The organism is Pseudomonas sp. GD03858 (assembly GCF_029840925.1).
Classification (GTDB): domain Bacteria; phylum Pseudomonadota; class Gammaproteobacteria; order Pseudomonadales; family Pseudomonadaceae; genus Aquipseudomonas.
Map to the genome: position 1 here is coordinate 1 of NZ_JAOCDM010000008.1, position 23642 is coordinate 23642.

The 23642-nt window shown below is 66.5% G+C and carries 22 protein-coding genes and 1 riboswitch; of the genes, 6 read left to right on the plus strand and 16 right to left on the minus strand.

The genetic code is table 11. The annotated features are described in order from the left end of the window. Positions 1–102: 102 nt before the first annotated feature. Genes ribA through N5D48_RS03845 form a run of 3 tightly spaced genes read left to right on the plus strand, consistent with a single transcriptional unit; the run spans position 103 to position 1948 of the window. Positions 103–720: a GTP cyclohydrolase II gene (gene ribA / locus N5D48_RS03835; RefSeq protein ID WP_279881216.1), complete on the plus strand. Its 618-nt coding sequence runs from the start codon at positions 103–105 to the stop codon at positions 718–720. Then, the gene (locus N5D48_RS03840) at positions 717–1136 is read left to right on the plus strand and encodes an MFS transporter (protein ID WP_279881218.1); all 420 of its coding nucleotides are present in this window, start codon (positions 717–719) and stop codon (positions 1134–1136) included. The genes ribA and N5D48_RS03840 overlap by 4 nt, the downstream gene beginning before the upstream one ends. Continuing rightward, positions 1136–1948, plus strand: a complete 813-nt coding sequence (locus N5D48_RS03845) for a cobalamin-binding protein (protein WP_279881220.1) — start codon at positions 1136–1138, stop codon at positions 1946–1948. Before N5D48_RS03840 ends, N5D48_RS03845 begins: the two co-directional genes overlap by 1 nt. On the opposite strand, the gene N5D48_RS03850 is transcribed toward N5D48_RS03845, so the two are convergent. The 4 genes from N5D48_RS03850 to N5D48_RS03865 all read right to left on the minus strand — a co-directional run bounded on the left by N5D48_RS03850 (position 1926) and on the right by N5D48_RS03865 (position 7130). Then, positions 1926–3812 (minus strand): TonB-dependent receptor, encoded by a 1887-nt coding sequence (locus N5D48_RS03850; protein WP_279881222.1) that lies wholly within the window; start codon positions 3810–3812, stop codon positions 1926–1928. The two genes, N5D48_RS03845 and N5D48_RS03850, sit on opposite strands and share 23 nt — an antisense overlap. Positions 3813–3872: 60 nt before the next feature. Beyond that, positions 3873–5768 carry a 1-deoxy-D-xylulose-5-phosphate synthase gene (gene dxs, locus N5D48_RS03855; RefSeq protein ID WP_279881225.1) on the minus strand — a complete coding sequence of 632 codons (1896 nt, stop codon included), beginning with the start codon at positions 5766–5768 and terminating at the stop codon, positions 3873–3875. 235 nt (positions 5769–6003) lie between these two features. Beyond that, on the minus strand, positions 6004–6891 hold the full coding sequence (gene ispA / locus N5D48_RS03860; protein WP_279881227.1) for a (2E,6E)-farnesyl diphosphate synthase: 888 nt from the start codon (positions 6889–6891) through the stop codon (positions 6004–6006). Then, a complete protein-coding gene (locus N5D48_RS03865) occupies positions 6888–7130 on the minus strand; it encodes an exodeoxyribonuclease VII small subunit (protein WP_279881229.1) in 243 nt (80 codons plus the stop codon). Before N5D48_RS03865 ends, ispA begins: the two co-directional genes overlap by 4 nt. 781 nt (positions 7131–7911) lie before the next feature. Here N5D48_RS03865 and N5D48_RS03870 point away from each other — a divergent pair. Beyond that, entirely contained in the window at positions 7912–8157 is a 246-nt protein-coding gene (locus tag N5D48_RS03870) for a hypothetical protein (RefSeq protein ID WP_279881231.1), read from the plus strand. Then, positions 8154–8405, plus strand: coding sequence for a DUF3077 domain-containing protein (locus N5D48_RS03875; RefSeq protein ID WP_279881233.1), 252 nt, complete (start codon positions 8154–8156; stop codon positions 8403–8405). Before N5D48_RS03870 ends, N5D48_RS03875 begins: the two co-directional genes overlap by 4 nt. A 47-nt stretch (positions 8406–8452) precedes the next feature. Here the strand turns inward: N5D48_RS03875 and ribB are convergent, their stop codons facing one another. From ribB to N5D48_RS03910, 7 genes are all read right to left on the minus strand, one after another. Beyond that, positions 8453–9103, minus strand: a complete 651-nt coding sequence (gene ribB, locus N5D48_RS03880) for a 3,4-dihydroxy-2-butanone-4-phosphate synthase (RefSeq protein WP_279881235.1) — start codon at positions 9101–9103, stop codon at positions 8453–8455. An 81-nt stretch (positions 9104–9184) separates the two neighbouring features. After that, positions 9185–9326, minus strand: a riboswitch (FMN riboswitch). Positions 9327–9368: 42 nt separating this feature from the next. Next, positions 9369–10283: an alpha/beta hydrolase gene (locus N5D48_RS03885; protein WP_279881238.1), complete on the minus strand. Its 915-nt coding sequence runs from the start codon at positions 10281–10283 to the stop codon at positions 9369–9371. A gap of 58 nt (positions 10284–10341) precedes the next feature. Further along, entirely contained in the window at positions 10342–12570 is a 2229-nt protein-coding gene (locus N5D48_RS03890; protein ID WP_279881240.1) for a TonB-dependent siderophore receptor, read from the minus strand. An 83-nt stretch (positions 12571–12653) separates the two neighbouring features. Then, a complete protein-coding gene (locus N5D48_RS03895; protein WP_279881242.1) occupies positions 12654–13991 on the minus strand; it encodes a sensor histidine kinase in 1338 nt (445 codons plus the stop codon). Further along, positions 13991–14683, minus strand: coding sequence for a response regulator transcription factor (locus N5D48_RS03900; protein ID WP_279881244.1), 693 nt, complete (start codon positions 14681–14683; stop codon positions 13991–13993). The genes N5D48_RS03895 and N5D48_RS03900 overlap by 1 nt, the downstream gene beginning before the upstream one ends. 169 nt (positions 14684–14852) lie before the next feature. After that, entirely contained in the window at positions 14853–15782 is a 930-nt protein-coding gene (locus tag N5D48_RS03905) for a FecR family protein (protein WP_279881246.1), read from the minus strand. Then, a complete protein-coding gene (locus N5D48_RS03910) occupies positions 15775–16314 on the minus strand; it encodes a sigma-70 family RNA polymerase sigma factor (RefSeq protein ID WP_279881248.1) in 540 nt (179 codons plus the stop codon). Before N5D48_RS03910 ends, N5D48_RS03905 begins: the two co-directional genes overlap by 8 nt. Positions 16315–16486: 172 nt before the next feature. Here N5D48_RS03910 and N5D48_RS03915 point away from each other — a divergent pair, with 172 nt between their 5' ends. After that, positions 16487–19417, plus strand: coding sequence for a TonB-dependent receptor (locus tag N5D48_RS03915; RefSeq protein WP_279881250.1), 2931 nt, complete (start codon positions 16487–16489; stop codon positions 19415–19417). A 333-nt stretch (positions 19418–19750) separates the two neighbouring features. Here N5D48_RS03915 and N5D48_RS03920 read toward each other — a convergent pair whose 3' ends face one another. From N5D48_RS03920 to N5D48_RS03940, 5 genes are all read right to left on the minus strand, one after another. Beyond that, positions 19751–20449: a S24 family peptidase gene (locus N5D48_RS03920; protein WP_279881252.1), complete on the minus strand. Its 699-nt coding sequence runs from the start codon at positions 20447–20449 to the stop codon at positions 19751–19753. Positions 20450–20668: 219 nt separating this feature from the next. Continuing rightward, complete coding sequence (gene ppa, locus N5D48_RS03925; RefSeq protein ID WP_003255365.1) at positions 20669–21196, minus strand: inorganic diphosphatase; 528 nt, start codon at positions 21194–21196, stop codon at positions 20669–20671. A gap of 93 nt (positions 21197–21289) precedes the next feature. Continuing rightward, positions 21290–22105: a zinc-dependent peptidase gene (locus N5D48_RS03930; RefSeq protein WP_279881253.1), complete on the minus strand. Its 816-nt coding sequence runs from the start codon at positions 22103–22105 to the stop codon at positions 21290–21292. Positions 22106–22112: 7 nt separating this feature from the next. Further along, positions 22113–22760, minus strand: a complete 648-nt coding sequence (locus N5D48_RS03935) for a DedA family protein (protein WP_279881255.1) — start codon at positions 22758–22760, stop codon at positions 22113–22115. A 352-nt stretch (positions 22761–23112) separates the two neighbouring features. Further along, entirely contained in the window at positions 23113–23571 is a 459-nt protein-coding gene (locus tag N5D48_RS03940; RefSeq protein WP_279881258.1) for a GNAT family N-acetyltransferase, read from the minus strand. Positions 23572–23642: the final 71 nt, after the last annotated feature.

The following is a 23642-nucleotide window of genomic DNA, read 5'->3' on the forward strand; positions in this document are numbered from 1 at the left end:
CGAACTTTTCGATCTTAAGCCACGATATTCACCCTGCGCACCCGCGCCGGGCTGCTGATACAATCGGCCAATCTGAAAATTCCTACTTTCCAGGAGCACCACGTGCCCGTCGTCTTCGTTGCCGCCTCCAAACTCCCGACCCCCTTCGCGATCTTCACCATGCATGGCTTTCTCGACGAAGCCACCGGCCGTGAGCACGTGGTGCTCAGCCTGGGTGACATCGCCGACGGCGAGCCGGTGCTGGGGCGTCTGCACTCCGAGTGCCTGACCGGCGATGCCCTGTTCAGCCAGCGCTGCGACTGCGGTTCGCAACTGGAAGCCGCGTTGCAGGCCATCGCCCGCGAAGGCCGCGGCGTGCTGCTGTACCTGCGCCAGGAAGGCCGTGGCATTGGCCTTTTGAACAAGATTCGCGCCTACGAGCTGCAGGACGGCGGCGCCGACACCGTCGAGGCCAACGAGCGCCTGGGCTTCGCCGCCGACCAGCGTGACTATGGCATGTGCCTGCCGATGCTCGAGCACCTGGGCGTGAAGTCGCTGCGCCTGATGACCAACAACCCGCGCAAGGTCAAGGCGCTGACCGACATGCACATCAAGGTCGCCGAGCGCGTGCCGCTGCATACCGGCCATAACCCGCACAACCGCCTGTACCTGGCCACCAAGGCCGACAAGCTTGGCCACATGATGGGCAACAAGCACCAGGGCGAGGTGCCACAGGCGTGACCCGTGGCGAGGTGAAGCGCCGGCTGGCGCTGGCCTGGTGGCAGTACCTGGCCGTGGGCCTGTTGCCATTGCCGATAATGGCCTGGGCGTTCGGCGGGGGAGCGCCGCTGATCCCGGTGCTGGCCATGCCATTGTTCATCGGCGGGGCCGCGACTATGTTCCTCAGCCTGCCGCGCTTCGGCGCCTACAAGCGGGCGCTGATCGCCACCGACCAGCAACTGGGCACGGCGGACGAACCCGCTGCCTGGATCGAGTTGGCGCGGGTCAGGCGTCTGGCGATGCTGTTCGCCTGCTTCCCGGCCTGGGTCGCGGCGCTGTCGGTGCTGGTCGGACTGGAGGCGGTGCCGCAGATCCTCCTCGCCCTGTCCACCGTGGTGGTGCTGTACCTCTACCGTATTCCGCGCCAGCTCGGCTGATGCGGGCGCTTCTCGCCTTTCTCGCGCTGCTGTGCGTCGGCGCCCTGGCCGAGGCCGGGCCACGGGTGGTCAGCCTGGCGCCGTCGATGACCGAAATCGTTCTCGAACTGGACGCCGGCGAGCTGCTGGTCGGCTTGCTCGATAGCGGCGAGCGCCCAGCGACCCTGCGCGATCTGCCTTCGGTCGGCCGTCATGGCCAGCTGGACATGGAGCGCCTGCTGAGCCTCAAGCCGGACCTGCTGCTGCTCTGGCCCGGCAGCGTGTCCGCTGCCCAGCGCGACCAGCTGCGGCGCCTGGGCATCGACACGTTCAGCGCCGAGCCCGGCGACCTCGACCAGCTGATCGGGCAGGTCCAGGCCATTGCCCGGCGCATCGGTCGCCCCGCGCAGGGCGACGCCTATGCCGCCGGCCTGCGCGAGCGTCTGCAGGCGCTGCGCGAGCGCTACCGGCGCCAGACGCCGTTGCGGGTGTTCTATCAGGTGTGGGACAAGCCGTTGTACACCTTGGGCGGCCAGCAAGTGGTCAGCGACGCCCTGCGGGTCTGCGGGGCGCGCAATGTGTTCGATGACCTGGCCCTGCCCGCGCCGCAGGTGAGCGTGGAGTCGGTGTTGCTGCGCGACCCGGAAGTGATCCTGGCCGGCGACGAGGCGCAACTGGCCAGTTGGCGGCGCTGGCCGACGTTGAGCGCGGTGGCCGGTGATCGCTTGCTGGTGGTGCCGGACAAGGGCCTGGAGCGGCCCAGCGGGCAGATGATCGAAGCCACCGCCCGGCTGTGTGCCTTGCTGGCGGCTAGAGCGCCGGCGTCCAGGTAACGCTCAGCAGCCAGGTGCGGCCCTCGTCGCGGTAACCATACTGGTTGCCGTCGAAGCTGTAGAGGGCGCGGCTGTAGCGCTTGTTCAGCAGGTTGTCGAGCTTGAGCTCCAGCTTGACCTCGTCGCTGGCCGCCCATCCGCCCCGCAGCCCGAGCAGGCCGTAGCCGCCCAGCGCGTTGCGGTTGGCCTCGTCGTCATAGCTGCTGCTCACCGCCTGCCAGCTTCCCCCCAGGTTGAAACGGTCGAACTGACGGTCCAGGTCGAGGCTCAAGGTGCGTCGTGCGCGGCGGGCGAGGGTATGTCCACTGTCGCGGTCGCGCGGGTCGATCAGGGCCAGGCCGAGCTGGCTGCGCCATTGGCCCCACTGTTGCTCCAGGCCCAGTTCGAAGCCGTTGATGCGGGCCGAGGCCACGTTGCGGGGGATGGAGCCCGCGCCGAAGACGATCGCGTCGCGCAGGTCGGTGCGGTACAGCGAGGCTTCGAGGCGGCTGTCACGGCTCAGCTGGCTGCGCCATTGCAGCTCGTAGCTCTTCGAGCGCTCGGGGTCGAGGTTCGGGTTGCTGTACTGCGGGTAGTACAGGTCGTTGAAGGTCGGCGCGCGAAAACCCTCGCTGTAGGACAGCAGCACATCGTTGTCGGCATCGACCGGCAGCGTCAGGCTGCCACTCCAGGTGGTCTGGCCACCGAACTGCTGGTTCTGGTCGCGGCGCACGCCAAGCTCGGTGGAGAAGTGCTCGCCACTGAAGCGGTGCTGGATGAACGCGGCGCGGTTGAAGCGGCTGTCCTCGGTGAAATCGGTGCTGGCGTGGACGCGATCCTGGTACCAGTCGACGCCTGCCAGCAGGGTGTTGCGCGCGTCCAGCGCGAAGTCGTTCTGCCAGGTCAGCTGGTCGCGGTAGGTGTTGAACACGAAGCGCTCGTCGCTGAGCTTGTCGCGCTTGTCGTCGCGGTTTTCGCTGTGCCCCAGCTCCAGGCGCGAATGCCAGGCGTCGGTGAGCTGGGCATCAAGGTAGGTGCCCAGGCTGCTGACAGTGAAGTCGGTGTAGGGTTTCTGGCCGAAGCTCTGGAAACTGGCCATGTCGTAACGCCCGAACGGATTGTCGTATTCGCTGCGCCCGCGGCTGTCGAGCAGGTTCAGACCCGCCTCGAAACGCTCGTCGAAGGCGTGGCTCAGGCTCAGGTTGAACGAGCGATTACGGTAGGCATCGTGGTCGCCATCGCTGGCGAGCGACGGACCGGTCCAGTCGATCCCGGCGGTTTCGTCGAGGCTGGCGCCGAGGTTGAAGCGCGTCGCGCCGCTGCCCCCGGACAGACCCAGGCTGCGCTGCCAGGTCTGGTTGCTGCCAGCCGCCAGGCGCGCGCGCGGGTGCAGGCCCTGGCCATCGCCACGGCGGGTGAAGATCTGGATCACCCCGCCGATGGCGTCGCTGCCGTAGACCGCCGAGCGCGAGCCGCGCAGCACCTCCACCCGCTCGATCTGGTCGATGTCGAGGAACTGCAGGCCGCTGTCGCCGGAGGTGGCGTTGGCGATCCGTACGCCGTCGACCAGCACCAGGGTCTGCGCGGCCTTGGTGCCACGGATGAAGATGCCCGGCAGGCTGCCGCGACCGCCGGTTGGCGCAACCTGCACGCCGGGGACGCGGGTGAGCAGGTCGGTGACGCTGCTGGGTTGCAGGCGGTCGATGTCGCTGCGGGTGAAGACGGTATTGGCGGCGCTGGTGGCGCTGCGCGATTCGACCTGGCGACTGGCGCTGATCAGCACATCGGGGAGCTTGAGGGCGTCGTCGCGGGAGGGTTCGGCGGCCAGGGCGGCGGCGGGCAGGCAGAGCAGGGGGAGGGCGCGGATCTTCATGGGCAGTTCCATTGCAATCGCGGGGCAAGCCCGCTCCCACGCGTGGGAGCGGGCTTGCCCCGCGATCGGGGTTTAAAGGCCGAGCTTGGCCATGCGGGCGGTGACAGCCGCCTGTATGCCAGCCACATCCAACCCACATTCAGCCAGCATCTGCGCCGGCTTGGCGTGCTCGACATAGATATCCGGCAGGCCCAGGTGCAGCAGCGGCTTGACCACCGCCTCGCGGGCGAGGAACTCGCCGACGGCGGCGCCGGCACCGCCCATGATGGCGTTTTCCTCGATGGTCACCAGCAGCTCATGGTTGGCGGCCATCTCCAGTACCAGCGCTTCGTCCAGCGGCTTGACGAAACGCATGTCGACCACGGTGGCGTCGATCTGCTCGGCCACCTGCAAGGCTTCGGTCAACTGCACGCCGAACACCAGCAGGGCGACCTTGCCGCCCTGGCGGCGGACCACGCCCTTGCCGATCTCCAGCGGCTCGAGGTCGCCGCTGATCGGCGCGTTGGGGCCGGTGCCACGCGGGTAGCGCACGGCGGCCGGGCCTTTGTAGTGGTGGCCGGTGCTGAGCATCTTGCGCAGCTCGTTCTCGTCGCTCGGGGTCATCACCAGCATGCCGGGTACGCAGCGCAGGTACGACAGGTCGTAGGCGCCGGCATGGGTCGGGCCGTCCTCGCCGACCAGGCCGGCGCGGTCGATGGCGAACAGCACGTCCAGGTCCTGCACCGCCACGTCGTGGATCAACTGGTCATAGGCGCGCTGCAGGAAGGTGGAGTAGATCGCCACCACCGGCTTGGCGCCCTCGCAGGCCATGCCCGCGGCCAGGGTCACCGCGTGCTGCTCGGCGATGGCGACGTCGAAGTAGCGCTCGGGGTAGCGTTCGCTGAAGTCGACCAGGTCCGAGCCTTCCTTCATCGCCGGGGTGATGCCCACCAGGCGATTGTCGGCAGCGGCCATGTCGCACAGCCACTGACCGAACACCGCGGAGTACTTCGGCCCGCTGGCCTTCTTCGGCGCGACCGGCTTGTCGGCCGGCTCCAGCTTGGTGATGGCGTGGTAGCCGATCGGGTCGACCTCGGCCGGGGCGAAGCCCTTGCCCTTCTTGGTGACCACGTGCAGGAACTGCGGGCCCTTGAGGTCACGCATGTTGCGCAGGGTGGCGATCAGGGTCGGCAGGTCATGGCCATCGATCGGGCCGATGTAGTTCCAGCCCAGCTCCTCGAACAGCGTGCCCGGCACCAGCATGCCCTTGGCGTACTCTTCGGTGCGCCGCGCGATCTCCCAGGCCCCGGGCAGGCGCGACAGCACTTTCTTGCTGCCTTCGCGCATGCTGGCGTAGGTGCGGCTGGAGAGGATCTTGGCCAGGTAGTTGGACAGGCCGCCGACGTTGCGCGAGATCGACATGTCGTTGTCGTTGAGGATCACCAGCATGTCGGCGTCCACTTCCTGCGCGTGGTTCAGCGCTTCGAAGGCCATGCCGGCGGTCAGCGCGCCGTCGCCAATCACGGCGATCGACTTGCGTGGGTCGTTCTGCAGGCGGGCGGCGATGGCCATGCCCAAGGCGGCGCTGATCGAGGTGCTGGAGTGGCCGACGCCGAAGGTGTCGTACTCGCTCTCGCTGCGGCGCGGGAAGGCGGCGATGCCGTCCTTCTGGCGCAGGCTGAGCATGCGCTCACGGCGCCCGGTGAGGATCTTGTGCGGATAGGCCTGGTGGCCGACGTCCCACACCAGCCGGTCGTCCGGGGTGTCGAAGACGTAGTGCAGGGCGATGGTCAGCTCGATGACGCCCAGGCCTGCACCGAAGTGCCCACCGGTCTGGCCCACGGTGTAGAGCAGCTCCTGGCGCAGCTCGTCGGCCAGGCTCTCCAGGTCGGCTTCGGCCAGGCGGCGCAAGCCGGCGGGCGTGTCGGCGCGGTCCAGCAACGGCGTGACCGGGCGTTCGCGGGGGATCTCTTGAAACGTCGTGGGCATCAGGCGTGTCGTTATAGGTGTGAAGACGCGGCAGTTTACCCCATTGTAGGAAAAGCTGCCCATTCGGACGGGTGTGCAGAGAGGTCAATGCAGCGCGGATCCTGTAGGAGCGGCCTTGTGTCGCGAAAGGGCTGCGCAGCAGCCCCAGGATTTCAGCGTTGACGCAAAAAACACCGGGGCCGCTGTGCGGCCCTATCGCGACACAAGGCCGCTCCCACAGGGTCTATCTCAGGCCTTAGTGGCGGCGTTCGACGATGTAGCGGGCCAGCGCCCGCAGCGGTTCGGCGTGCTCGCCAAAGCCTTGCAGCGTCGCCAGCGCCTGGTCGCGCAGCTCCAGGGCGTAGGTCTTGGCCGCTTGCAGTCCGAGCAGCGCCGGGTAGGTCGGTTTGTCGCGGGCGATGTCGGCGCCCTGGCGTTTGCCGAGGGTGGCGGTATCGCTCTCCACGTCGAGGATGTCGTCCTGCACCTGGAAGGCCAGGCCGATGGCCTGTGCATAAGTCTGCAGGGCATCGAGCTGGGCCTGCCCGGCGCGGCCGCTGGCCAAGGCGCCGAGGCGCACGCTGGCTTCGATCAGCGCGCCGGTCTTGTGCCGGTGCATGTATTCCAGCGCCTGCTGGTCGAGCTTCAGGCCCACCGAGCCGAGGTCGATGGCTTGGCCGCCGACCATGCCGGCGGGGCCGGCGGCCTTGGCCAGGGCCTGGACCATCTGCAGGCGGATGGCGTCTGGCTGCGGGCTCAGGCGTGGGTCGAGCAGGGCGCCGAAGGCCAGGCTTTGCAGGCCGTCGCCGGCGAGAATGGCGCAGGCTTCGTCGAACGCCTTGTGGGTGGTCGGCTGGCCGCGACGCAGGTCGTCGTCGTCCATGGCCGGCAGGTCGTCGTGGACCAGCGAATAAGCGTGGATCAGCTCCACTGCGCAAGCGGCGCCATTGGCCTGTTCGGCCGGGGCGCCGAAGGCTTCGCAGGCGGCGTAGGCGAGCAGCGGACGCACGCGCTTGCCGCCGTTCATCACGCTGTAGCGCATGGCGGCGTAGAGGCGTTCGAGCTCTTTGGACGGGGCCTGGAACAGCGGCTCGAGGGCCGCGTCGACGCGGGCCTGGGCGCTGGCCTGGTACTGGGCGATCATGCCTGCGGCTCCGCGTCGAACGGCTGTGCGCTCAGCTCGCCGTCGCGTTCCAGCAGGATCTGCACTTTTTGTTCGGCCTGGGCCAGGGCGCCTTGGCAATCGCGGGTCAGGGCGATGCCTTGCTCGAAGGCGGCCAGCGATTCTTCCAGCGACAATTCGCCGTTCTCCAGGCGCTCGACCAGGGCTTGCAGGTCGGCGAGGGATTGCTCGAAATCGAGGGAGGCTTTTTTGCGGGCCATGGCGACTGTCTCGGTGGTGTTCAGAACGGCGCGACACTAGCAGAGCGGGGCAGGGGGAGCAAATTACCGGGGGGTGTCGTTGGTCTTATTTTGCCGTGGTGTTCGGCGCAGGCCTTGCAGCGCCTATCAGATCGAGCGCCGCCCGCGCGGCGCATCGCGACGCAAGGCCGCTCCTACATCTGTTTCGGGCCAATGAGTCCTGTGACAGTACCGCTGCCCGCCTTGGCGCATGTCTCAAGGCAGATGGGGCGCCAGCGGTGCCCACGCTGAAACCGCGTCGGGCGAACAAGGCGGACCAGGCAATGGCGCAGGATGGACTGGCCCGAAACAAATGTAGGAGCGGCCTTGCGTCGCGATGCGCCGCGCGGGCGGCGCTCGATCTGATAGGCGCTGCAAAGCTATCGCCAGGCCCCTGGCAGCCCCACCACGGACCCTCGACAGCCCTCATCCCAAGCCCGTAAGACAATTCCGAATCTGCAACCAAATCCTTCAGCCTGACAGCGCTTGAGACCTATCCTACGCACCTGCCGGAAGGCTCCGCATTGGCTGGGAAATACCCCGGGGGTAACGTCGCCGGGTCGTCAAATTTGGCGACCGGGTGTGAGAAGCCCGTCGCGAGTTACACAGTCATGGCATTGCTTTCATGGCAGCCGTGCGTGGGCAGGCTTCGGTCTGGCCGCGTTTCTGTGTCCGCGGACTTCTCACCTCGCGCACGGCTGCCACCCACATCTGTGAGAAGGATACGGGCGGTTTTTTCTTCGCTTTGACACAGAGAAAACAGATGAAAAAACAAGTACCTGACCCACCCTACCCAATACCCTACGTCACCATCATCAGCGACCTCGCCCCCGAGGAAGCCATGGCCCAGGCCAACAAGCTGATGGAAACCCTCACCGACACGGTCCACGCCTACGTGAACTGCCAGCCCGACGACCGTCTCGACGTGATGATGGACAGCGCCGAGATCCTCTCGCAACTGGTACTGGCCCTGATCCGCCATGCCCGAGCCAAAGGGGCACCGATATGAGCGCCGACCTCAAGCCCGGCCCGATCCAGGGCCAGACCACCTGCCTCGAGATTTTCTCCATCAAACCCGGTATCCCGTTCGATCACGCCTTCAGCGACCTGTCGGTGCTGCTTGGCTGCGTGGCGCACTTCACCACCGAGGCCGAGATGGAGGGTGATCTGATGGCGGGCAGTGCCGCGCGGATTCTCAGCGGCCTGGCCAAGGGGCTGATCGATGACATGGAGCTGGGGCTGAATCGGCAGCGGTGAGTGGGGCCGCCTTGCGGCCCTTCGCGGGTAAACCCGCTCCCACAGGCTCAGGCGATTTCCGCTTCCAGCTCGACCATCGCCTCGCGATAGCGCGCCAGTTCCTCGATGGTCAGCACCGGCAGGTTGTACTGGCGCGCGTAAACCGCCACCTGCTCGCCGCGAGCCATGCTGCCATCGGGGTTCATCAGTTCGCACAGCACCGCCGCCGGGCGCAGGCCGGCCAGGCGGGCCAGGTCCACCGAGCCTTCGGTGTGGCCACGGCGGGCCAGCACGCCACCGTCACGGGCGCGCAGCGGGAACACATGGCCGGGGCTGACGATATGCCGCTCTTGCGCGGTGGAGCGCAGCGCCGCTTCGATGGTGGTGATGCGGTCCTGGGCCGACACACCGGTGCTGACGCCCTCGGCGGCCTCGATGGTGACGGTGAAGCCGGTGCCGTGGCGGGCCTGGTTGTTCTGCACCATCGGCGCCAGCTGCAGGGCGTCGACGGTGGCTTCGTCCAGGCACAGGCAGACGATGCCGCTGCAATCGCGGATCATCATGGCCATGGTCTGCAGCGACAGGTTCTCGGCGGCGGCGACGATGTCGGCTTCGTCCTCACGGTCGTCGTCGTCGAGCAGCAAGACAGGGCGCCCGGCCTGGAAGGCGGCGATGGCGGCGCTGACGTTGGGGAATTGCTTGGAATGCATGGTGGACATGAAACGCTCCTCGTGAATGATCGATGAACGTCTCGGGGCGAACAAAATGCGCGCGCAAGGGCGCACCGATGGCCCCCTGCCAAACGCCTTCTTTCATCCGGACTATGACCGTCGGCCCTGGAATCTCACCAGATCTGCTGACCCCCGGCATGGCCGGGGCGCTCGCGGGCTCATCTTTCGATTTACCGCCGGTGGGGACTTTCACCCCGCCCTGAAGACCGGGCAAGCATACAGCAATGTGCCACCCGGTTGGCAAGCGGGCGTTCTACGACTTTGGGCGTGGGTCGCCGTGACGGGGGCCACGGGCCATGCTGTCGAGCACCTGGCCGAGCGAGGCCGGCAACATCGGGCCGTGCCCCAGTCCGGCGAAGCGCTGGTAGCGCACCTGCAGCCCATCGACCTTGGCCAGGCGCGCGGTCAGCTCGCGCATCGCTCGCTCACTGTCGGCCGCCGCTGCGCCACGCGGGCTGGACGGCTCGTCGCCGCCGCGCATCAGCAGCAGGCGCGGGCGGCTGTGGCCAAGACGCTGTGCCAGTCCGGTCGCCTCGTCGACGATGGCGCCGTCGCGCCACCACAGCGAGGGGCTGGCTGCCGCATATTCGCTGAACAGGCCGGGCCGGGTGAACAGGGTGTGCAGCACCGCCAGCCCGCCGTAGGAATGGCCCCAGAGGGTCTGGCGGGCGGGGTCGATCGGCGCGGTGGCGGCGACCATCGGGCGCATGCGTTGCTCCAGCAGATCGAGGAACACATCCACGCCGCCACTGGGCTGGCCGGTCAGCGGATCGCGCTGCTCGGTCAGGCCAGGCACCACCGGGGTGTAGTCGTAGGTGCGGGCGGCACGCTCGATGCGCTGGTCGGTCTGGTAGCCGATGGCGACCAGCAGCGGCGCCTGGCCCGCGGCGAGCTTTTCCAGTTGTCGCGCCTGCAGAGCGCCGATGGCGGCGTTGCCGTCGAGCATCCACAGCACCGGATAGCCACTGGCGGGCGCGGGGCGGTCGGGCTTGCCGATCCACAGGCGGTAGTGGCGCTGACCGTCGCGCGAGTCCAGGTCGAGGTGGCTGAAGCGATAGGCCAGGTCCTGGCGTTGCAGCACGCTGCTGTCCATCTTCTGCTCGGGCGCCGGTTGCGCCAGGGCGGGGCCGGTCATGGCCAGGGCCAGGATCAGGGGAAGGATTTTCATCAGACGATCTCGTTATGCACGCCGCTGCCGCGTCAGGCGACGCGGCAGCGGCATGGCCTCAGAAGGAGGCGGTCAGGCTGGTGTAGAGGGTGCGGCCTGGTTCGTTGTAAGTGGCCGCGCCCGCGCCTTCGATGTTGTTCACGCCCTGGGCGTTGCCCGCGCGGTACAGGCGTTTGTCGAACAGGTTGTCGACGCCGGCGGTCACGCTGAGGTTCTTGCTGATGGCGTAGGTGCCGCTGGCGCCGACCAGCGCGTAGGGCGCCAGCTGGTCGTTGGACGAGCCGGTCACACGGTCGCCGTGATAGTCGTACTTCTTGGGTTTCTGCTTGCCGTACCAGGCCACGCTCAGTTGCAGCGACAGGTCGTCGCTGGCCTGCCAGTCGAGCATCGAGTTGAGGGTGTAGGCCGGGGTCACCGAGAGGGTGTCGCCGGTTTCCTTGTTCTTCGACTGGAGCATGTAGGTGAAGTTGTTGCTCCACTTCAGTTGTTCGGCCAGCGGGATGGTCAGGGTGCCTTCCAGGCCCTCGACCAGCGCCTTGGGGATGTTCTCCCACTGGTAGATCGCGGCGTTGGCGTAGCTGCCGCTGCCGCCGACGGCGTTGCCGATCTTGCTCAGGCCCGAGTCGATCTTGTTCTTGTAGTCGTTGCGGAAGTAGGTCAGCCCCGCGACCCAGCCGTCACGCTGGAACTCGATGCCCAGCTCCTTGTTCACACTGGTCTCGGCCTTGAGGTGCTCGTTGCCTTGCAGGTAGCAACTGGTGCTCTGCCCGTAGCAGCCCTGGCCGCGACTGTAGAGCAGGTAGTCGGGGTTGAGCTGGTACAGGTTCGGGGCCTTGTAGGCCCGGGCGATGCCGGCCTTGAGGGTGAGGGTGTCGCTCAGCGCATGGGACAGGTTGAGCGATGGGCTCCAGTTGTCGCCGACGATGCTGTGGTGGTCGAAGCGCAGGGCCGGGGTAAGCATGGTGCCGGGCAGCAGCTCGATATTGTCCTCGGCGAACAGCGAGAAGATCTGGGCCTGCGAGGTGGTGCTGCGACCGGTGCTGGTCAGGCCCGACACGCTGCCGCCTTCGCTGGTGGTCTGGGTGTTGGCGCTGGGGTCGTCGAGTTTCTGCTGGCTCCACTCGCTGCCCAGGGTCAGGGTCTGCTCGCGCCAGGCGTGCAGCGGCAGGTTGAGCTCGCCGTGGGCAGTGAGGTCGCGCAGGGTCGAGGTGTAGAAATCGGCATTGCTGAAAATGCCTTCGGTCCCGCCGGCCAGGCCCTCGTTGACCCGGCTGTTGCGGGTCTTGGCGTACTGCAGGTAGGCCATGGTGCTGCCGAAATCCCAGTCGCCACGGTGGGTGATGGCGTAGTTCTCGCGGTACATGATGTTGGTTTCGTGGCCCAGCAGGTTCTTCACCGTGCTGTTGGAGTTGGTGTTCTGGGTGTCGCCGCTGTAGATGTTGCCCTGGCGGCTGAAACCAGCCTCGAAGTCGAGGGTCTGCTCCGGGCTCAGGTGCCAGCTGAGCAGGCCGTTGACGTCCTTGTTGCGCACGCCTTCACGGCCAGCGGGCAGGGTGCCGGCCTGGTTGCCGGTGCGCGCCGACTGGTGGCCCTGGTTGATGTCCCAGTCGTCCGAATCGGTCTTGGCGACGTTACCGTACACCCGGTAGCTGAGGCTGTCGGTCAGCGGACCGTTGAGGCCGAAGCTCACGCGCTTGGTGGCGCCTTCGTCACCGTGCTGGGGGAAGTTCTGGTACACGGTCATGTTGCCGTGGGTCTGGTTGCCGGCCTGCTTGGTGATGATGTTGATCACCCCACCCATGGCGCCGGAGCCGTAGCGCGCCGCCGCCGGGCCGCGAATCACCTCGATGCGTTCGACCTGGTCGGCCGGCACCCAGTTGCTATCACCGCGGGTGTCGCGCTCGCCGCGCCAGCCGTAGCGCACCGAATTGCGGCTGGCGACCGGCTTGCCGTCGACCAGGATCAGGGTGTTTTCCGGGCCCATGCCGCGGATATCGATCTGCCGGTTGTTGCCGCGCTGGCCGCTGGTGGAGTTGCCGGTGAGGTTGACCCCGGGCATGGTGCGGATGATCTGCGACAGGTCGTTGGCCGGCGGGCGTTTCTTGATGTCCTCGGCGGTGATGATCGACACGCCTGGTGCCTGCTTGGTCTCCTCCAGTGCGGTGGCTACCACGCTCTGGCTTTCCAGCTCGATCGGTTCGGGTTGGCTGGCGGCCTGCACGGCGGCGCTGAGCAGGCAGCTGGACAGCAGCAGGCAGGGGGCGAAGGGAAGCGGGCGGGGCGACATGTGGGATCTCCGGCACGGCGGGCTGAATTCAAGAGATCACAGATGGTAATAACTCTTATTTGAGAGTAAAGCGCATTAACTTTCTAAACACTTTCGCTGGCCGGCAGCAGCAGGTGCAGGCACAGGCCGGGATAGCCGTTGCTGGCCCACAGCCGGCCACCCTGTAGTTCGATGGCGCGCCGGGCAATGGCCAGCCCCAGGCCGAAGCCGGCGCCGCTGCCCGGCAGGCGGCGATAGGGCTGGAAGATCCGTTCGAGCTCGTCCTCCGGTACCCCTGGCCCTTGGTCGCGTAGGCACAGGTGCCAGTGCGGGCCTTCACGCCAGCCGTCCAGGCTGACCCGGCCGCCAGGCGGTGAGTGGCGGACGGCGTTGCGCAGCAGGTTTTCCAGGGCCTGGGCCAGGCTGTCCAGATGCGCCTGTACCTGGCAGTCGAGGCCGAGCGCGCATGGCAGCCGTTCGCTGGTCCAGCCGCTTTCGAAGCAGCTGTCCTGGGCCAGGGCTTCCCAGACCGACAGCACCAGCACCGGTTCGGTCACCCGCTGCGGTTGCTCGGTGTCCAGCCAGGCGAGGTCGAGGGTGTCTTCGAGCAGTTTCTGCATGTCGTCCACCTCGCGGTCCAGGCGCTGGCGCAGTTGCTCGGCGGGCAGGCCGCTGTCGTGGGCGATGCGCAGGCGCGCCAGCGGCGTGCGCAGCTCATGGGACAGGGTGCGCAGCAGCAGGCGTTGTTGGTCGAGGCTTTTGCGCAGGCGCGCGGCCATGTGCTCGAAGGCCTGGGCCAGTTCGCCCAGCTCGTCGCGGCGCTCCTGCAGTGGCAGGCCGGGGCTGTCCAGGTCGTCTGCGCGCAGGGCGTCGGCACGGTCGCGCAGGCGGTTGAGCGGGGCCACCAGGTGGCGGTACAGCGCCAGCCCCAGCAGCAGGGCGAGCAGCGCCGGAGCCACGCCATGGGTGACCACGTGGGTCCAGGGCGTCAGGCCGGTGGGCAGCAGGTGCTCGGGGAGCTGGATGACCAGACGGCCCTCTTGCGGATGATCGGGGAATTCGATGCTCACGTATGGCAGCTCGTCCTGCAGGCGACGGCTCATCGGCCAGTCGAGCTTGCGCATGAAGGTCAGCCGGCTGGCTTCCTCGGCGCTCAGCGGCGTGGTGCCGAGGCTTTCCAGGCGTGGACCGACGATGGCCACCCAGGTGTCTTGCTGGCGCTGCAGCTGGTCGCGCAGTCGCTCCACGCCGGTTGCGCCGTCGCGGTGCCAGGCCTGCTCGGCCTGTTCGGCGAAGCCTGCCAGGAAGGCGCGCTCGGCGGGGGCGAGAAAGTAGGTGCTGCGTTCGACCGACAGGCCCCAGGTCCAGATCAGCCAGGTCAGCAGCAGGCAGAAGCCGACCTGCAGCAGGGCCAGCTTCCACAGCAGCGGGTGACGGCGCATCAGTGGGGCTCCGTTTCCACCAGGACGTAGCCCTGGCCGCGTACCGCCTGGATTTCCAGATGGCCCGCGCCGATGCCAGCGAGCTTGCGGCGCAGGTTGCAGACATGCACGTCCAGGCCGCGATCGAGACGGGTATAGGGGCGGTGCAGCACGCTCTGGTAGAGGAACGGCTTGCTCAAGGCCTCGCCGGGGTGCTCGCGCAAGGTTGCCAACAGGCGGTACTCCGAGCCGGTCAGGCCGGCGCTGCGGCCCTGGTGGGCAACGTCATGGTTGACGGGGTCGAAGTGCAGGCTGGCATGCGCCACGGGCGCCGCTGGGCGGCGGTCGAGCGCCACGCGACGCAGCAGGGCATCGACCCGGGCATCCAGTTCGGCCAGGCTGAACGGTTTGGGCAGGTAGTCGTCGGCGCCACGGGTGAAGCCGCTGATGCGGTCCTGTTCGGCGCCCAGCGCTGACATCAGCATCACCGGCACCGCCTGGTGCCGGCGCAGCTCGTCGAGCAGGCTGAGGCCGTCGATGCCGGGCAGCATGATGTCCAGCAGGACCAGATCGAAGCGCCCCTGCTGCAAGGCGGTCAGGGCCTGGGTGCCATGCTCGCAGGCCTGCACGGTGAAGCCGCGCTGCTGGAAATGCTGTTCCAGGCCCATGCGCAGGCGGGGGTCGTCTTCGGCGAGCAGGAGCTTGGGGGACACGGGATGGCCTTGATGAGAATTCATTGCAAATACGAATCATCCCATTGAGCCCGGCACCTGGGCAATGGCCGGATGCTGGCATTCGTCAGGTGGCGCCTGTTTCGCGGGTAAACCCGCTCCCACAGGGACCGCGTGGCAGCGCGGCACCGTGGTTGGCCATCAGCCTGGCTCAGCGGCTGATGAATATCCCGGCGCTCTCGCTGCGGGTCCGCAGGTGGTGGCTTTGGCTCAGCATCGCCAAGGCCAGGGGCAGGTCGTCCAGGGGGAAGGTGCCGGAAATACGCAGATCGCCCACGGACGGATCGCAGATCAGGGCTTGCTCGCCGTAACGCATCATCTCTTGGGTCCACTGCAGCAGCGGCATGTCGTCGGCCACCAGCAAGCCGTTGCGCCAGGCCAGCCGGGTCGCACGCGCGGCTTCGATGGGACCGAGCCGGTCGCGGGTGAAGAGTACCTGTTGCCCGGCATGGATGACCGTTGGGCTGTCGGCCCGCTCGGGTTGGATGCGCACGGCGCCTTCGTAGACCGCGAGCTGAGTCTCGTGCGGCAACTGCCGCACGCTGAACGCCGTGCCCAGCGCCACCATCACACCTTGTTCGGTCTGCACCCGCAGCGGGCGCGGGTCGGGTGCGGTGACGATGTAGATCTCGCCTCGATCCAGGCGCAGCAGGCGTTGCTCGGCGCTGAAGCGCACGCTCAACGCGGTATTGCTGTTGAGTAACAGCTGGCTGCCATCGGCCAGCAGCACTTCGCGACGTTCGCCCACGGCAGTGAGGTAATCGCTGCCGGCCATGCCGCGCCGCCAGATCCACCAGCCCAGGGGCGCCACGCCGCCCAACAGGAGCAGGGAGCGCAACACCGCGCGGCGGCTGCTGTGCGCTGGGCGGGCCAGGGTCTGCGTGGCCAGCGTCGGCGGCAGGGTGCCAAGCCGCGACAGCAGGCGTTGGGCGCGATGCCAGGCGCGCTCATGCTGCGGATCGCTGCGCCGCCAGTGTTCCAGTTCGACCTGTTGCGCCGGGCTCAGCGGGCCCTCCTGCATCAGCAGCAGCCACGAGGCGGCCTTGGCCAGTACAGGCTGGGCAATGGGCTGGTCATTCATCGGGCATCTGGCTCAGGCAGGCCACGTAGCCCTCGTGGATGTATTTCTTCACCGTGGGCAGGGCGATGTTCAAGGCCTGGGCGATGTCTTTCTGCTTCATGCCGTCCAGGGTCGCCATCAGGAATGCCTGCCTGACCCGTGGGCGCAGGGTGTCGAGCATGGCATCGATCTCGTGCAGGGTCTCGAGGATGACGCTCTGCTGCTCGGGAGACGGCTGTTCTGCCTCGGGCACCAGCGCCAGGGCCTGGAGCCAGGCCTGTTCCAGCGAGTGCCGGCGACGCCAGCTGACCAGCACGCAGTTGGCGATGCGGGTCAGATAGGCCCGCGGCTGGCGGATGTTTTCGGGCGGCAGTGTGCCGCGGCTGGCGAGCACGCGCACGAAGATGTCCTGGGCCAGGTCGTCGGCCACGCCGCGCCCCCATGAGCTGAGACGATACGCCAGCCAGCCGCGCAGCCAGGCATGGTTCTCGAGGTACAGCGTGGTGACGGCGCAGGGTGGGCTGCGCAGATAGGGGGGCTTCAAGGCGGTCATGGCTCGACGAGGTCAAGGGCTGCAAATGCAAACAATTATCACTAGATTTGCCTGGATCACAAGGGCAAGTGAAAATGCGAATCGCCTGCATATACCTTTTTCACACTCGTGCGACAGAGAGGGCAGGAGCCCGCATCCAGTGCCGGGCGCAGACCTTACGAGCGAGAAAAGCATGCCCGCAGCCCCTCGGCTTTCCCCTGTTTCACGGCCCTTGCAACGCCTGTCCCCGATCAGCTTCGCCGTGCGTTGCGCGGTGCTCGGCTGCCTGATGGCCGGCGGCCTGCCCCTGGCCCAGGCCAACGACAGCACCCCGCGTGAAACCACGCAGATGGACGATGCCACGCTGCGTGACTATGACATCGCCCAGGGCGCGCTGGGGACCTCGCTGGGGGTGTTCGCCAGCCAGTCGGGGATGTTGCTGTCCTATGACGCCGAGCTGACCCGTGGGCGCGCGGCCCCGGCGCTCAAGGGGCGCTACAGCGTGCGCGAAGGCGCGCGGCGCTTGCTGGCCAACACCGGCCTGCAGCTGCTGGCGGGCTCGCGTGGCGCCTATGTGCTCATCCCGGAGGGCAAGGTGACGGGCGCGGCGACCGAGCTGACACCGACAGTGGTCGACTCGACCCAGTTGCTCGATGCGCAGCGAGAGACCTACCGGGCGCCGCGTTCGACGGTACATCTGTCGCGGGACGACCTTGACCGTTTCGGCACGGTGTCGGTGGGCGACATGCTCAAGGGCGTGGCGGGTGTGCAGGTCGGTGACAGCCGCAACGGCGGCGCGCTGGACGTCAACATTCGCGGTATCCAGGGGCAGAGCCGGGTCGCGGTGCGGGTCGACGGTTCGGAGCAGGCGCTGGATGTGTACCGCGGCTACGGCGGTACCCAGCAGCGCAGCTACGTCGACCCGGACTTGCTCAGCGAGGTGACCGTCAGCAAGGGCCCCAGCATCCGTAACGGCGCGATTGGCGGCACGGTCGACATGACCACGCTCGGTGTCAACGACATCCTGGTCGATGGCAACAGCGTTGGCGTTCGGCTGACCGGCAACCTGTGGAACAACGGCGTCGATCCGGAACATCGCAACAGCCACTCCAGGGACGAGGACCTGAGCGCGGTGCCACGGGACAACCGCGCCAGCCTGTTCGGCTCCGAGGCCCAGTCCGGCAGTGCGGCCTTTGCCTACAGCAACGAGCGTGTCGACCTGGTGGCGGCCTATGCGCACCGCAGCCAGGGTAACTATTTCTCCGGCAAGAAAGGCCAGGACCGCTATCGCCTCTACGACCGCTGGGGACGTGAGCAATCCAGCGTGGCCAGCACCTACAACGCTGGCGAAGAAGTGCTCAACTCGTCGTCGAAGACCGACTCGTACCTGTTCAAGAGCACCTGGCGGCTGGCTGACGATCACACCCTGGATCTGGGCTATCGCCGTTTCGAAGGGCGCATGGGTGAGATCATGCCGTCGGACATCTTCCGCTTCGGCACGGCGGGTATCTACCAGTACCCGGCGTCGGAGGTCGATATCGACACCTACAATGCGCGCTATCACTACCTGCCCGAAGGCAATCCACTGGTGGACCTCACGGGCAGCCTGTGGATGACCCATGCGAAGACCGCCGGCCTGAGCGCCGCCTGGATGGCCCCCAAGTCCCAGTTGTTCCGCACTGATCGCAGCTGGGCGCGCCAGGATGACCGGCGTATCGGTGGCGACCTGAGCAACGTCTTGCGCTTTGCCACCGCCCATGGCGACTTCAAGCTGGACCTGGGCGCCGGCTTCCAGGTCGAAGACCTGCAGCCGCAGAAGGGGATGCTGGTCACCCAGCACGACATCAATGCCAACCGCATGCTGCGTGACGCCACGCGGCAGGAGTTCAGCTTCAACGGCAATCTGGAGTACAAGCCCGTCGAGCAGGTGACGCTTTGGGGCGGTGGCCGTTACGCCCATTATCGGACCAAGGACAACACCGTGCTGGCCGAGGCCCGCCGCGAGGACCGCAAGATGCGCTGGATCACCGCCAGCAGCCCGGGGCATTGGGGCAGCATGACCTGGTTCCCCGACCAGAACGGCCAGTACACCGATGCCACCGACCCGCGGCTGAACAACGGCATCGTCTTCGAAAACAGCAACGAACCGTTCAATGGCGTGCCGTTCAACGAATCCGGCGCGACCAACGTGGTGGTGCATCCGGAAAGCATCACCAACGTGGTCACCGGTTATGACTACACCCCACAGAGCAAAAGCAGCGGTGGTGGCTTCTCGCCGGCCTTCGGCATCAATGTCGAGTTCCTGCCCGACACCTTCGTGTATGCCTCCTACACCCAGGGCCTGCGCCTGCCTTCGCTGCTCGAGACCAGCCAGGGTACCCAGCAGGTCACCCCGGGCAAGCACCTCAAGCCCGAGCGTTCGCGTAGCTGGGAAGTGGGTGTCAGCGCCTTGCGCAGCAATTTCCTCACCGATGGCGACTCGCTGTCGGCGAAGCTTGCGTACTTCGACAACGACATCAAGCACTACATCACTCGCTACTACGATCCGAGCCCTGGGCTGTGGGGGCGGATGACCTTCAGCAACACCGACAGCTACAGCACCCGTGGCCTGGAGTTGCAGTCGCATTACGATGCCGGGCGGGTGTTCGCCGACCTGTCGGCCACCTACTACCTGCAGACCGAAACCTGCGACGCGACCTTCGCAGCCAAGCTGCGCGCCAGCGCCAACCAGTATCAGCGCACCCAGGACACCCCGGACTGCACGCCGGGCAGCTACATGGGTTCGTACACCAATACCCAGAACCCGCCGCGCTTCTCGGCGAACCTGCTCACCGGGCTGCGCTTCTTCGACGAGGCACTGACCGTGGGTGGGCGCATGACCTACACCTCCGGGCCTACCGCGCAGATGGACAAGCCGTGGCAGACCGGCGCGACCACGCCGCAGATCGACTATCGCTCGGTGGCGTTGTTCGATCTGTTCCTCAAGTACAAGCTGCTGGAGCACACCGAATTGAATGTGTCGGTGCAGAACCTCACGGACCGCTATTACCTCGATCCGCTGGCGCAGAGCTTCATGCCGGCGCCGGGGCGGACCTGGCGGGTGGGGATGGTGACGCGGTTCTGAGTGGCGGGCAGGTACGCGTTGCCTGCTTCGCGGGCAGAACGCATCGGCGCATCCGTATGCTCGGGAGAGGTGGGCAACACGCGGGGCGCCTGTTTGCGCCAGGCATTAAAAAGCCGGCTTGTGGCCGGCTTCTCGGGGACGGTCTTGGCTCATTTTTGATAAGCCGCAACCGCCTTAAACGGTTGGCAACATGGCCTGAAAAAGATGGCGGACGGCTGTGTGAGGCGTCGCCAGGCCCTCTGGAATGCGGCTTGCACCATCAGGGGGCGTGATGTGCGGCGTAGCATACTAGGGCGCGCTGGCGATGCCCAGCAAAAAGTGCCGCCCGGTGTGTCAATCAGGCCGTGCCGGGCGCAGGCAAGCCCACCAGAACACCCAACCGAGGATCTCCAGGCCCTGGACCCGGCGCTGGTAGGCGGTGTAGCGCTCGATGGGGTGGTTGAGCCGGTCGTGGCTGTGCAGGCACAGGGTACCGTTGTGGCCCAGGGTGAGGTGATGGACCCGCAAGCGGCCGTTGTGCAGCAGCGCATAGCACTCGCCTTCGACGACTCGGGTGAAGGAGCGGTCGATGGCCAGGAGCGTGCCCTGGGGAACCAGCGGCGCCATGTTGTTCGTCGGCATATGCAAGCAGATGGCTTTCTCCGCCTGGACGCTCAGGGTGTCGAGCACCTGGCGAGGGATTGACTGGTGGCGCCCGGGCACCGGCTCCAGCGCGCCCTGATGTGTCTGGTAGAGGGGCAGGTCGACGGTCTCGCCACCCAGCGCCAGTAACGGGGGCAGGGCGATGTCGTGGGGCGGGACGGGCGGTACGGCGCTCAGCGGAGCCGGGTGCTTGAGGCCTTCACCATTGCGCAGCCAGCGCCGGTTCACGCAGAACAGGTCGGCGATCTCGTCGAGCCGAGCCAATGGCACGCCGCGCTTGAACCAGTTGTTGACGTGCTGAGGGGTGACGTTGCGCTGGGCGGCAAAGTCCGAAGGGGTCAGGTTGCACTCTTGCAGGAGGGCTTTGAGGCGGTCGCCGGATGTGTTCATGGCGCCGAGTCTATACACCCGCGAATGGTGTGGAAATCAACCTGATGTAGAGACGATCTGTAGGAAAAATGGTGGGTTGTAAGGAGGGAGCTTAGGACTGGGTAGGAGGATTCCCTTGCTTCTGCTTCGTGTCACATGGCTTGAGGCCATACTTCGGAAGAGGCTTTAGCACGCGCCCACAAAAAAGCCCTGCCGAAGCAGGGCTTTTCACTATCGGGCTCAGCCTTTGTAGGCAGCGACCGACTTGGTGATCGCGGCGCGGGCGGCGTCGGCGCCTTCCCAGCCTTCGATCTTGACCCACTTGCCCTTCTCCAGATCCTTGTAGTTCGCGAAGAAGTGCTCGATCTGCTGGATCAGCAGCGCCGGCAGGTCGGTGTATTCCTTCACGTCCACGTACAGCTGGCTCAGCTTGTCGTGAGGAACGGCGATGACCTTGGCGTCGCCGCCGCCGTCGTCGGTCATGTTCAGCACGCCAACCGGACGGGCGCGGATCACCGAGCCAGGGGCGACCGGGTACGGGGTCACGACCAGCACATCCAGCGGATCACCGTCGTCGGCCAGGGTGTTGGGGATGAAGCCGTAGTTGGCCGGGTAGAACATCGGGGTGGCCATGAAGCGGTCGACGAACAGGGTGTCGCTGTCCTTGTCGATCTCGTACTTGATCGGCGCGTGGTTGGCCGGGATCTCGATGGCGACGTAGATGTCGTTCGGCAGGTCTTTGCCGGCTGGAATCTTGCTGTAGCTCATTGGGCAATGCCCCCGTGTTTGATCAAAAAAGTGGCGGCGATTATAGGCACATTCCCACAGCGGGTGCCACGTCCGGCCTGATGTGCGGGCGTTTCAGACGTGGCTTTCGCGGTAGTCCGGGTGTTCGGCCTGCAGGCGCGTCAGACGCTTCAGCGGGTCCTGTCGGTAGAACAGCGACAGCTGTTGGTAGACCTGCGCATAGGCCTGGTGCAGCAGATCGGGCGCGCTGAAGAAGTACTCACTGGTGACGGCGAAGAACTCGGCCGGGTTTTCCGCGGCATAGGGGTCGATGGCCGTTTCGGCGTCCGGGTTGGCATCGAGCTGGCGGTTCATGTCGTCGTAGGCCTGCTGCATGGCCTGGGCCCAGTCCTGCACGCGCATGCCGTTGTGCAGGGGCGGCAGGCCGTTGGCATCGCCGTTGAGCATGTCGAGCTTGTGCGCCAGCTCGTGGATCACCAGGTTGTAGGCCTCCCAGCCGCCGCTGGCCAGCACCCCGGGCCAGGCCATGATCACCGGACCCTGCTGCCAGGCCTCGCCGCTGTGCTCGGCGTCCCACACATGCTCCACGCCACTGGCGTCACGGTGGCGCTGGGGGCTCTTGAAGTCGTCGGGGTAGAGAATGATCTCGTGAAAGCCCTGGTACCAGTCGAGGTCGCCCAGGTGCAGCAACGGCAGTTGCGCCTGGGCGGCGAGGAACAGGCGCTGCTCATCGTCCAGCTCGACCCCCGACAGGGTGGTCAGGTGTTTGTCGTGCAGGAACAGCACGCAGGCTTCGCGCAGCCAGCGGTCTTCCTCGTCGCTGATGCCGTCGAGCAGCGGCAGTCGCTCGCGGATCGCCTGCCAGAGCTGCGCGTCGATCGGGTAGCGGGCCAGGGTGCGCCGCCGTCGCCAGGCGCTGAACGACCACATGTGGCTGTCAGTGGGCTTTGGCCGTGCGGCCGAAGCGGCCACGCAGCAGGCCGAGGATCATCGGCACCAGCGACAGGACGATGATCGCCACCACCATCAGCGACAGGTGCTGCTTGATGAACGGTACGTTGCCGAAGAAGTAGCCCAGGGTCACCAGGCCGCCGACCCACAGCAGCGAGCCGGCCACGCTGAAGCCCAGGAAGCGTGGGTAGTGCATGTGGGCGATACCGGCGACGAACGGCGCGAAGGTGCGAAGGATCGGCAGAAAGCGCGCCAGGGTGACGGTCTTGCCGCCGTGGCGTGCGTAGAAGTCGTGGGTACGCTGCAGGTAGTCCTGGCGGAAGATCTTCGAGTTGGGGTTGCGGAACAATCGCTCACCCGTCGTGCGCCCGATCACGTAGTTGGTGCTGTCGCCCAGGATCGCCGCCGCCATCAGCAGGCCGGCCAGCAGCACCGGGTCCATGCCGCCGCCCGCGGCCACGGCGCCGGCAATGAACAGCAGTGAGTCGCCGGGCAGGAACGGCATCACCACCAGGCCGGTCTCGCAGAAGATCACGGTGAAGAGGATGGCGTAGATCCAGGGGCCGTAGTTGGTGACCAGCAGATCGAGGTAGGCATCGAGATGCAGGATGAGGTCCAGCGGGTTGAAATCCATGTACAGCACCTGTGTTCTTGACCCGCTTCCACGGGCGCGCGATGACGGACAGCGCCATGGGATTGGAAAGCTCTACCGGTTGAGCAGGTAACTTTTCACACATGACAGGAGGGGCATTATACGGCGAAGTCCGGAATGCGCCGGGAGAGTTTGTAGCCGAGCGTTACGACTGGGCAATTGGGCTTTCTGAGGGAACCTCTGCTGCAGCGCGGTTCCTGTGGGAGCGAGCTTGCCCGCGAAACAAGCGCCGCGGTGCCTGGCACCGGCCGTGCCGGTGTTCGCGGGGCAAGCCCGCTCCCACGAAGTACCGGATCGGGGGTCTGTCCCAAAGAGAGCGCCAGGGCGCCTGGCATCAATCCTGGCTGATCGGCAGGATGTAGTTCTCGAACTCGGTGTCCTTGCGAAAGCCCATGGATTCGTAGGTCTTGCGCGCCACCTCGTTGTCGCTGCTGGTGGACACGCGCATGCGCACGGCGTTGGTTTCCCTGGCCATCTTCTTGGCTTCGCGCATCAGGTGGTCGGCCACCAGCATGCGCCGTGAGTCCTCGGCCACGTAGATGTCGTTGAGGATCCACACGCGCTTGAGCGACAGCGACGAGAAGCTCGGGTAGAGCTGGCAGAAGCCCAGCAGGCGGTCGTCGCCATCGTCCGGCAGGGCCAGGTAGATGATCGACTCGCCGCGCTTGAGGCGTTTTTCGAGGAACGACCGTGAGCTGTCCGGATAAGGCAGTTGCCCGTAGAACTCGCGGTATTTGACGAACAGCGGGGTAAGCAGGTCGAGGTGTTCCAGGGTTGCCTTGATGATGCGCATGGGCGGGCCTCTGAGTCCATTTGGGGATACGCGGATTGCCAGCAGCGTTCGGTGCATGCTGCCTAATGCAG

Bases quoted from the DNA above. Each gene is read 5' to 3' on its own strand.
- dxs (WP_279881225.1), bottom strand. From the start codon at position 5,768: ATGCCCACGACGTTTCAAGAGATCCCCCGCGAACGCCCGGTCACGCCG.
- N5D48_RS03905 (WP_279881246.1), bottom strand. From the start codon at position 15,782: ATGAATGACCAGCCCATTGCCCAGCCTGTACTGGCCAAGGCCGCCTCG.
- N5D48_RS03875 (WP_279881233.1), top strand. From the start codon at position 8,154: ATGAGCGCCGACCTCAAGCCCGGCCCGATCCAGGGCCAGACCACCTGC.
- N5D48_RS03930 (WP_279881253.1), bottom strand. From the start codon at position 22,105: ATGTGGTCGTTCAGCGCCTGGCGACGGCGGCGCACCCTGGCCCGCTAC.
- N5D48_RS03865 (WP_279881229.1), bottom strand. From the start codon at position 7,130: ATGGCCCGCAAAAAAGCCTCCCTCGATTTCGAGCAATCCCTCGCCGAC.
- ribB (WP_279881235.1), bottom strand. From the start codon at position 9,103: ATGTCCACCATGCATTCCAAGCAATTCCCCAACGTCAGCGCCGCCATC.
- N5D48_RS03895 (WP_279881242.1), bottom strand. From the start codon at position 13,991: ATGCGCCGTCACCCGCTGCTGTGGAAGCTGGCCCTGCTGCAGGTCGGC.
- N5D48_RS03915 (WP_279881250.1), top strand. From the start codon at position 16,487: ATGCCCGCAGCCCCTCGGCTTTCCCCTGTTTCACGGCCCTTGCAACGC.
- N5D48_RS03870 (WP_279881231.1), top strand. From the start codon at position 7,912: ATGAAAAAACAAGTACCTGACCCACCCTACCCAATACCCTACGTCACC.
- ispA (WP_279881227.1), bottom strand. From the start codon at position 6,891: ATGATCGCCCAGTACCAGGCCAGCGCCCAGGCCCGCGTCGACGCGGCC.
- ppa (WP_003255365.1), bottom strand. From the start codon at position 21,196: ATGAGCTACAGCAAGATTCCAGCCGGCAAAGACCTGCCGAACGACATC.
- N5D48_RS03890 (WP_279881240.1), bottom strand. From the start codon at position 12,570: ATGTCGCCCCGCCCGCTTCCCTTCGCCCCCTGCCTGCTGCTGTCCAGC.
- N5D48_RS03850 (WP_279881222.1), bottom strand. From the start codon at position 3,812: ATGGAACTGCCCATGAAGATCCGCGCCCTCCCCCTGCTCTGCCTGCCC.
- N5D48_RS03940 (WP_279881258.1), bottom strand. From the start codon at position 23,571: ATGCGCATCATCAAGGCAACCCTGGAACACCTCGACCTGCTTACCCCG.
- N5D48_RS03885 (WP_279881238.1), bottom strand. From the start codon at position 10,283: ATGAAAATCCTTCCCCTGATCCTGGCCCTGGCCATGACCGGCCCCGCC.
- N5D48_RS03935 (WP_279881255.1), bottom strand. From the start codon at position 22,760: ATGGATTTCAACCCGCTGGACCTCATCCTGCATCTCGATGCCTACCTC.
- N5D48_RS03920 (WP_279881252.1), bottom strand. From the start codon at position 20,449: ATGAACACATCCGGCGACCGCCTCAAAGCCCTCCTGCAAGAGTGCAAC.
- N5D48_RS03845 (WP_279881220.1), top strand. From the start codon at position 1,136: ATGCGGGCGCTTCTCGCCTTTCTCGCGCTGCTGTGCGTCGGCGCCCTG.
- N5D48_RS03910 (WP_279881248.1), bottom strand. From the start codon at position 16,314: ATGACCGCCTTGAAGCCCCCCTATCTGCGCAGCCCACCCTGCGCCGTC.